Origin of the sequence: Sphingomonas sp. Leaf67 (assembly GCF_001421965.1) — a bacterium.
Lineage (GTDB): Bacteria > Pseudomonadota > Alphaproteobacteria > Sphingomonadales > Sphingomonadaceae > Sphingomonas.
In genome coordinates, this window is the sequence record NZ_LMLP01000019.1 from 315,844 (window position 1) to 324,035 (window position 8,192).

Here is an 8,192-nt window from a genome sequence, read left to right on the forward strand (position 1 = left end):
CGGCGGGTGAAACGCTGGACCCCCGCCTGCGCGGGGGTACGGCTGCGGCATGTAGGAATGCCGAATGCCCGACGCTGACCCCATCGACCGTCCGCCCAACGAAGGCGCCCTGTCGCTGCGCTGGTCGGGGCGGGTGTCGCTCACCCCGCGCATCCTGTTCGTCAACATCTTCGCGCTCGCGCTGCTGGCGGGCGGGTTCTTCTATCTCGACAGCTATCGTGCGCGCATCGTCGACGGCCGGGTGGCGCAGGCCGAACGCGAAGTGCGGTTGATCGCCGAGGCGCTGACATTGTTGTCGCCCGACGAGCGCACCGACGAAATGGTCAATTTCGCGCGCAAATCAGGGCTGCGGCTCCGCATTTACGACCGGCGGGGGCGGCTGGTCGCCGACAGCCGGCAACTGGGCGTGCGCAATTTCCAGCTGCGCGATCCCGACAAGGATGGCTGGCAGCAGGATGCGGCGCGCGCGCTCGACGCGGTGATCGATACCGTGGTCCGCAACGATCGCGACCCGCTGTACCGCGAACGCGCGCCGGGTCGCGGCCTGCGCTGGCCCGATGTGGTGACGGTCCGCACCACCGGCGGCACCGCCGCGACGGTGTGGCGCGCGCCCGACCGGACGCCGGTCGTCACCGCCGCCGCGCCCCTGCCCGAGGACCGGGTACTGATGGCGACGGTCAATGCCCGCGACATCACCCAGACGGTGCGGACCGAACGCGCGCGGCTGAGCATGGTTCTCGCGGTCGCGGTGCTGCTGTCGGTGCTGCTGTCGCTGTTCCTCGCGCGCACCATCGTCCGCCCGATGCGGATGCTGGCGCGCGCCGCGATCCGGGTGCGGCTGGGCCGAGACCGGGAGGTCGTGGTGCCGCGCCTGCCCAGCCGCCGCGACGAGATCGGCATGCTCGCCCGCTCGCTGTCCGACATGACCGCCGCGTTGCGCAGCCGGATCGATGCGACCGAAGCCTTTGCCGCCGACGTCACCCATGAGCTGAAGAATCCGCTCGCCTCGCTGCGGTCGGCGGTCGACGGGCTGGCGACGGTCAGGGATCCTGATCTGCGCGACCAGTTGCTGGCGATCGTGCAGGACGACGTCCACCGGCTCGACCGCCTCATCACCGATATCTCCGATGCCTCGCGGCTCGATGCGCAATTGGCGCGGGCGAAGTTCGAGGATGTCGATCTGGCGGCGCTGATCGCGGCGCTGGTCGCGTACCGTGTCGATCGCGGGATCGACCGCGACGTGACGCTCCACTTCGATCGTGGCGACGTCGGTCCGCTGGTTGTGCACGGCGAGGGTGCCCGACTGGAACGGGTGTTCGCCAATCTGATCGACAACGCCATTTCCTTCTCCCCGCCCGGAGGCGCGGTGCGGATCGGCGGCGGAAACGACGGCGATCTGGTCGAGATCGAGATCGTCGACGACGGTCCCGGCGTGCCGCCCGAACAGCGCGAGGCGGTGTTCCGCCGGTTCCATTCGGTCCGCCCCGGCGGCGAGGCGTTCGGCCAGCATTCCGGCCTCGGCCTTGCCATCGCCCGAACCATCGTCGAAGGGCATGGCGGTATGATCGCCGCCGAATCACGCCGGGACAGCCGCGAAGGCGCGCGCTTCGTCGTACATCTGCCGATCGCCGGCGAATGACCGAACCGCCGATCCACGCCGGCTGCGTCGCGATCCGCGGCGTCGGCGTGCTGATCGCCGGCCCGTCGGGATCAGGCAAATCGGACCTCGCGCTCCGGCTGATCGAGCGCGGCGGGGTACTGGTCAGCGACGATTACACCCTGCTCCATGTCGAAGCCGGCACGCTCCATGCGACCGCGCCCGCCACCATCGCCGGCCGTATCGAGGTGCGTGGGCTGGGCATCGTCGATCGCCCGACCATCGCCAGCATCCCCGTCGCGCTGTTCGTCGAGGCCGGCACCCCCGATCGCCTGCCCGAACCCATGACGCGGACACTCGCCGGCATCGCCATCCCCGCCTACAGACTGGCGTTGCTCGAAGCCTCGGCACCCGCCAAGATCGACCTAATGCTTGACAGGATTCTCCGATGATGCGCCATGCCGATATCCTGCTCGTCACCGGCATGTCGGGTGCGGGCAAATCGACGGTGCTCAAGACGCTGGAGGACAGCGGCTGGGATATCGTCGACAATCTGCCGTTGCGCCTGCTCGGCAACCTGATCGCTGCCAGCCCCGCCGATGCCGAACGGCCGCTGGCGATCGGCATCGGCACCCGGACGCGGGGCTTCGACGCGCAACAGATCGTCGACCGCATTCGCGACCGCCCCAATCTGGGCGTCAGCGTGTTGTTCCTCGACAGCAGCCAGGCCGAGTTGGAGCGCCGCTACAACGAAACGCGCCGCCGCCATCCCCTTGCCACCGATCGCACCGCCGCCGACGGGATCGAGTCCGAGCGCGCGGTGCTCGAACCGCTGCGCGCCTTTGCGAACCGGCTGCTCGACACCACCCATTTCTCGCGCAACGCGCTGGCGGAATGGGTGCGCGAGACGTTCGCCGCGCCGGGCAGTGCCGATCCGGTGTTGTCGGTATATTCGTTCGGCTTTGCCCGCGGTGCGCCACGCAACGCCGATATCGTGCTCGACATGCGCTTCCTGCGCAACCCGCACTGGGACCCGGTGCTGCGGCCCGGCACCGGCCTCGACGCCGATGTTGCCGCCTATGTGCAGGCCGATCCCGCCTATGACGCCGCCATCGCTTCGTTCGAAACGATGCTGGCGACGCTGCTGCCGCGCTACAAGGCGGAGGGCAAATCCTATGTCACCATCGCCTTTGGCTGTACCGGCGGGAGACACCGGTCGGTCCATGTCGCCGAACGCATGGGGGCATGGTTGCGCGATCAGGGTTTTTCGCCCACGATAGAACATCGCGATCTCGGCACCGCGCCGCAGGACTCGCTGGAAGGCGCACGGCGCGCGCCATGACGGATGTAGGAACGACGACGAACATGATCGGGTTGGTTTTGGTGACGCATGGTCGTCTTGCCCAGGAGTTCGTCGTTGCGATGGAGCATGTCGTCGGCCCGCAGGAGCGGATCGAGACGGTGTGTATCGGTCCCGACGACGATATGGAGGAACGCCGCGCCGACATCGCGACCGCGATCGCCGCGGTCGATGCCGGGCAGGGCGTGATCGTGCTGACCGACCTGTTCGGTGGTACGCCCAGCAACCTTGCGATCTCGCTGATGGAAACCGGCCGGATCGAGGTGATCGCCGGCATCAACCTGCCGATGCTGATCCGGTTGGGGGGCGCGCGCAAGGCGATGAAGGTCGCCGAAGCGGTCGCCGCCGCGCGCGAAGCCGGCCGCAAATATATTTCGGTCGCCAGCGAGGTTCTGGGGGAAGCAGCGGCATGACCACCTCGCGCACCGTGCAGATCACCAACCGTCGCGGCCTCCACGCCCGCGCCTCCGCCAAATTCGTGACGATGGCCGCCGCGCAACCGATCGAGGTCAGCGTCGAAAAGGACGGATCGAGCGTCACCGGCACCTCGATCATGGGCCTGATGATGCTCGGCGCCGCCAAGGGCGACCATATCACGATCAGCGCGAGCGGCGACGGTGCTGAGGCGGTGGTTGGACAACTCGCGCAACTGGTCGAGGATCGCTTCGGCGAGGATTGAGCCGCGCCGCTTTCCCTTCGTCGTTACCCCGGACTTGATCCGCGGCCACGACGTATTTGGGACCACCGTCCTGCTTCCCAAATTTTTAGGGGTGGTCCCACCCCTGCCCCGGCCATAGGTCCCGCCGCATGACAATGCCGGACCATCCGGGCCTCACCGCCCTGACCGACAAGGAAAAGCAGACGCTGCGCCTGATCGTGCGCGGCCATGATGCGAAGTCGGTCGCGGTGACGCTCGGCCTGTCGGTCCACACCATCAACGAACGGCTGCGCGACGCCCGGCGCAAGCTGGCGGTGTCGAGCAGTCGCGAGGCGGCGCGGATGCTGTTCGAGGCCGAGGGCGCGACCCCCGAAAATCTGGGGGACATGAGAAACGGGGACGACGCGAGCCGCCGCACCACCGATGTGGCTTCCACGCCGGACGACGGCGCGGGGCCGGCACGTCGCCTGCCCCGGTTTCTGATCGGAGCGATCGTCATGACCCTTGCCCTCGGCCTGCTGGCCTTCACCCTGTTGCCCGCGACGTTGCAGGTGCCGGCACCGCCGCCCGCGACCGCACCGGCGACGCCCGCGCCCGATGCGGCGCGCACCTTCCTCGAACTGGTCGATCAGGGGCGCTGGACCGACACCTACCGCCGGTTCGGCGTTGCCTTCCGCAAGCTGAATACGGAGCAGGTCTGGACCAATGTCTCGGAAAAGGTTCGTACTCCGCTCGGCCCGGTCGTGTCGCGGACGCTGATCGGACAGGAATATGTTCCTGCCCCGCCCTATGGCTACCAATCGGTCAAATTCCGCACCCGCTTCGCCAGGGGCGGTGAGCAGGTGGAGACAGTGATGCTCGATCAGGAAGATACCGAATGGAAGGTCGTCGGCATCACCCTCGGCTAGAGACACGCCGCCCCGGACCCGATCCGGGGCAGAGCACAACTTAGCCCCGCAACCGCCGCTCTTCCTCCACCATATAATCGCGGGTCAGCGGCAGCGCCCAGCGGTCACGGGTCAGCTGCACCTGATAATTGACCATGCCGCCATGGCGGAACGCCGCCGCCGCGCCGGCGAGGTAGAAGGTCCACATGCGGTAGAATTTCTCGTCGTACAGGTCGACGATCGCATCCTTCGCCGCGACCGTGCGCGCATACCAGTGATCGATGGTCAGCGCATAATGGACGCGCAGCACCTCGATATCGCTCGCGATCAGCTTGGTGCCCTCATAACCGCGCACGATCTCCGACAGCGCGGGGTTATAGCCGCCGGGGAAGATGTATTTGGTCGTGAAGGTGTCGGTGACGCCCGGCACGCCCATCCGGCCGATGGTATGGACCAGCATCACGCCGTCGTCGGTCAACAATTCGCGGCACTTGCGGAAGAAGGTGCCATATTGCGGCGGGCCGACATGTTCGAACATGCCGACCGACACGATCCGGTCGAACCGGCCGGTCACGTCGCGATAATCGATCAGCTCGAACTTCACCTTGTCGGCGACGCCGGCGGCTTCGGCGCGACGGCGGGCGACCTTGATCTGCTCTTCGGACAAGGTGACGCCCAGCACCTCGGCCCCGGTCTTTTCGTGCAGATACAGCGCCATCCCGCCCCAGCCGCAGCCGATGTCGAGCACGCGCATCCCCGGCCTTATCGCCAGTTTCGCGGCGATATGCGCCTTCTTGTCGGCCTGCGCCTGTTCGAGGCCATGGTCGGCATCGGTGAAATAGGCACAGCTATATTGCAGGTCGGTGTCGAGGAAGAGCGCGTAGAGCCGATCCGACAGGTCGTAATGATGCGCGACGTTTCGTTTCGACCGCCGCGCCATGTTCACCCGGTCGATCCGGTGCCGGACGGCATCGAACAGGCGGATCGGCAGCGACGGCCGCAACCCGCCGCCCCGGCCCCATGGCGTGTTGCCGGTCAGCAATTCGACCAGATCGCGAATGTCGCCGCGATCGATGACCAGTTCGCCGTCCGTGAACGCCTCTGCCGCGCCCAATGCCGGATGGCGGACGATGCGGCCGGCGACGCCCGGCCTGGTGAAGCGGATCGCAACATCGGGAAAGGCCGGATCGGGGGTACCGAAATGGACGATACGGCCATCGGCGTGGGTCAGGGAAAGCGTGCCGCGACGAACCGTGCGGGCGAGAAACGTGTCGATCAGTGCCATGAACGGCCCGTTAGGGACCGAATGTGGCAAGTCATGGGCGAACCGTGACAATCGTCCCCGCTCCGGGGAGGATATCGGTACTGGACTGCGCCTTCACCGATTCCGGGAGGATTTGCTTGGGGCGGACGTTCCGCTACACGCCCGCCATGCTTTCCCGCCTGCGCGATCGCCCATGGACCACCGCGCTGCTGATCGGCGTGGCGGCGCAATTGCTGTTCGCCTGGGCGCTGGGCCGGCCGGGCAAGCTGTCGTTCGACGAAGTCCATTACGTCCCTGCCGCGCGAACGCTGCTGACGCTCGCCTATCCCGCCAATCCCGAACATCCGCTGGTGGCCAAGGAACTGATCGCGGCGGGCATCCTGCTGCTCGGCGACAATCCGTGGGGCTGGCGGATCATGGGGACGCTGGCGGGCACGGCGACGGTGCTCGGCGTCTTCGCCATCCTGCAACTGCTGTTCCGGCGGACGCATGTTGCCGCGTTCGGCGCGGCGCTGGCGATGCTCGACCAGACGCTGCTGGTCGAGGCGCGGACGGCGATGCTGGAGGTGTATCTCGGCGCGTTCGTCACGCTCGCCATCGCCGCGCTCCTCTGGTCGATGCGCGGGCAGCCGGCGCTGCGGCTGACGCTGGCGGCGTTGCTGTTCGGGCTGGCGGTCGGGGTGAAGTGGGCGGCGGTGCCCTATGTCGCGGGGGCCGGCCTGCTGCTGATCTGGGGCAAGACCGGCAAGCGCGATTACTGGCCGGGCCTGCCGCTGATCGCGGCGCTGGCGATCCTCGGCGCGGTCAGCATCGCCACCTATTTCGCGACCTTCGCCCCGGCCTTCTTCTACGCGTCCGAGCCGCTGACCCTTGCTCGGCTGCTGCCGTTCCAATGGGATATGTACGAACGCCAGACCCAGATCCTGGCGGCGCATCCCTATCAATCGAGCTGGTGGACCTGGCCGCTGCTGGCCCGGCCGATCTGGTATTTCTACGAACCCGATGCGGGCGTGCAGCGCGGCGTGCTGCTGCTCGGCAATCCGGCGATCATGTGGGGCGGGTTGCTGGCCGTCGCGGTGTGCCTGCGGACCGGATGGAAGCGGCGGGCACCGGCCTTGTTCGGCATCGGGCTGCTGTGGGTCGGATCGCTGGCGGTATGGGCGGTAATCCCCAAATCGCTCGGCTTCTATTATTACTACCACCTGTCGAGCATCTGGCTCTGCCTCGCGCTTGCCGCCGCCTTCCACGCCCATGCCAGGGGTCGCCTCGCCCGCGCCGACGAATGGTTCGCGCTGCCGGCGATCATGCTGTTCGTCTATTTCTATCCCATCCTTTCCGCCGCTCCGCTGTCGGGACCGCAGGCGTTCAACCGCTGGATGTGGTTCGACAGCTGGCGCTAGGTGTTTAGTCCCGGCATCTGGTGGATCGGGTTGACGATGAACCGGTCTGGCTCTGACGTCCAGATCTTGGCGATGTATTCGTAGGGCGTGAGGGTGTTTAGTCCCGGCATCTGGTGGATCGGGTTGACGATGAACCGGTCTGGCTCTGACGTCCAGATCTTGGCGATGTATTCGTAGGGCGTGAGGCCGCTGAGTGTCTTGAGCCGGCGGGCGAAGTTGTAGGCGGCCATGAAGTCGGAGAGGTGCGTCCGGAGCTGGTTGTGGCTCTCGTAGTGAAAGCGTTTGACGGTCGCCTCCTTGATGGTGCGGTTCATCCGCTCGACCTGACCGTTCGTCCACGGGTGGTTGGGTTTCGTGAGGCGGTGTTCGATGTCGTTGGCCTCGCAGATCATGTCGAAGCGCATCTGACGCGACCAGGCGGTGTTTCGGTTGCGCGGCTGTTCGGCAAACTGGATGCCATTATCAGTCAGGATGGTGTGGATCCGATAGGGCACGGCTTTCAGCAGGTGCTCAAGGAACTCCCACGCCGTTCGCCTGTCAGCCTTGTCTACCAGCTGGGTGACCGCGAACTTGCTGGTGCGATCGATGCCAACGAACAGGTACAGCTTCCCCTCGGCGGTCTGCACCTCCGCGATGTCCATATGGAAGAAGCCGATGGGGTAGCGCTTGAAGCGCTGCCGCTTCGGCTTGTCGCCCTCGATATCCGGTAACCGTGAGATGCCGTGCCGCTGCAGGCACCGATGCAGCGCTGAGCGTGTCAGGTGCGGGATCGATGGCTGCAGGGCGTAGAGGCAGTCGTCGAGCGGCAGCAGCGTGTGGCGCCGGAACGCCACAACCATCGCCTCCTCGGCTTCAGTCAGGGTGGTCGAATGAGGGGCCTTCGGCCCGGTCTTCAGATCCTCGACCGTTGCTCTCTTGCGCCACTTCGCGACCGTCTTGGGGTTGATCCCCAACTCGCGGCTCAGCGTCGCGAGCGAAGCTTGCGATCGCTGTATTGCTGCTCGGACGGCGTGCGTGGTCGTGGCG

At 66.7% G+C, this 8,192-nt stretch carries 9 protein-coding genes; 7 read left to right on the forward strand and 2 right to left on the reverse strand.

Annotated features, from left to right (window positions below; translation table 11 throughout):
* Window positions 1-64 precede the first annotated feature (64 nt).
* The 6 genes from ASE90_RS10945 (at window position 65) to ASE90_RS10970 (ending at window position 4,523) form a co-directional block, all read left to right on the forward strand.
* Window positions 65-1,639: a sensor histidine kinase gene (locus tag ASE90_RS10945; protein ID WP_056000067.1), complete on the forward strand. Its 1,575-nt coding sequence runs from the start codon at window positions 65-67 to the stop codon at window positions 1,637-1,639.
* Window positions 1,636-2,049, forward strand: a complete 414-nt coding sequence (locus tag ASE90_RS10950; RefSeq protein ID WP_056000070.1) for an HPr kinase/phosphorylase — start codon at window positions 1,636-1,638, stop codon at window positions 2,047-2,049. The genes ASE90_RS10945 and ASE90_RS10950 overlap by 4 nt, the downstream gene beginning before the upstream one ends.
* A complete protein-coding gene (rapZ, locus tag ASE90_RS10955) occupies window positions 2,046-2,939 on the forward strand; it encodes an RNase adapter RapZ (RefSeq protein ID WP_056000074.1) in 894 nt (297 codons plus the stop codon). The genes ASE90_RS10950 and rapZ overlap by 4 nt, the downstream gene beginning before the upstream one ends.
* Window positions 2,940-2,962: 23 nt before the next feature.
* Complete coding sequence (locus tag ASE90_RS10960; protein ID WP_056000233.1) at window positions 2,963-3,370, forward strand: PTS sugar transporter subunit IIA; 408 nt, start codon at window positions 2,963-2,965, stop codon at window positions 3,368-3,370.
* The gene (locus tag ASE90_RS10965; protein WP_056000078.1) at window positions 3,367-3,636 is read left to right on the forward strand and encodes an HPr family phosphocarrier protein; all 270 of its coding nucleotides are present in this window, start codon (window positions 3,367-3,369) and stop codon (window positions 3,634-3,636) included. The genes ASE90_RS10960 and ASE90_RS10965 overlap by 4 nt, the downstream gene beginning before the upstream one ends.
* A gap of 128 nt (window positions 3,637-3,764) precedes the next feature.
* Window positions 3,765-4,523, forward strand: coding sequence for a helix-turn-helix domain-containing protein (locus ASE90_RS10970; RefSeq protein ID WP_056000081.1), 759 nt, complete (start codon window positions 3,765-3,767; stop codon window positions 4,521-4,523).
* 40 nt (window positions 4,524-4,563) lie between these two features.
* Here ASE90_RS10970 and ASE90_RS10975 read toward each other — a convergent pair whose 3' ends face one another.
* Window positions 4,564-5,787 (reverse strand): SAM-dependent methyltransferase, encoded by a 1,224-nt coding sequence (locus ASE90_RS10975; RefSeq protein WP_056000084.1) that lies wholly within the window; start codon window positions 5,785-5,787, stop codon window positions 4,564-4,566.
* 146 nt (window positions 5,788-5,933) lie between these two features.
* Between ASE90_RS10975 and ASE90_RS10980 the strand changes: the two genes are divergently transcribed.
* A complete protein-coding gene (locus tag ASE90_RS10980; RefSeq protein ID WP_056000087.1) occupies window positions 5,934-7,166 on the forward strand; it encodes a phospholipid carrier-dependent glycosyltransferase in 1,233 nt (410 codons plus the stop codon).
* Here ASE90_RS10980 and ASE90_RS10985 read toward each other — a convergent pair.
* On the reverse strand, window positions 7,163-8,192 hold a 1,030-nt coding region (locus ASE90_RS10985; protein WP_235531756.1), incomplete at its 5' end, for an IS481 family transposase. The genes ASE90_RS10980 and ASE90_RS10985 overlap by 4 nt on opposite strands.

What these genes read in the sequence shown, in the direction of transcription:
- ASE90_RS10945 (WP_056000067.1), top strand. Translation starts at nt 65, where the DNA reads ATGCCCGACGCTGACCCCATCGACCGTCCGCCCAACGAAGGCGCCCTG.
- ASE90_RS10950 (WP_056000070.1), top strand. Translation starts at nt 1,636, where the DNA reads ATGACCGAACCGCCGATCCACGCCGGCTGCGTCGCGATCCGCGGCGTC.
- rapZ (WP_056000074.1), top strand. Translation starts at nt 2,046, where the DNA reads ATGATGCGCCATGCCGATATCCTGCTCGTCACCGGCATGTCGGGTGCG.
- ASE90_RS10960 (WP_056000233.1), top strand. Translation starts at nt 2,963, where the DNA reads ATGATCGGGTTGGTTTTGGTGACGCATGGTCGTCTTGCCCAGGAGTTC.
- ASE90_RS10965 (WP_056000078.1), top strand. Translation starts at nt 3,367, where the DNA reads ATGACCACCTCGCGCACCGTGCAGATCACCAACCGTCGCGGCCTCCAC.
- ASE90_RS10970 (WP_056000081.1), top strand. Translation starts at nt 3,765, where the DNA reads ATGACAATGCCGGACCATCCGGGCCTCACCGCCCTGACCGACAAGGAA.
- ASE90_RS10975 (WP_056000084.1), bottom strand. Translation starts at nt 5,787, where the DNA reads ATGGCACTGATCGACACGTTTCTCGCCCGCACGGTTCGTCGCGGCACG.
- ASE90_RS10980 (WP_056000087.1), top strand. Translation starts at nt 5,934, where the DNA reads ATGCTTTCCCGCCTGCGCGATCGCCCATGGACCACCGCGCTGCTGATC.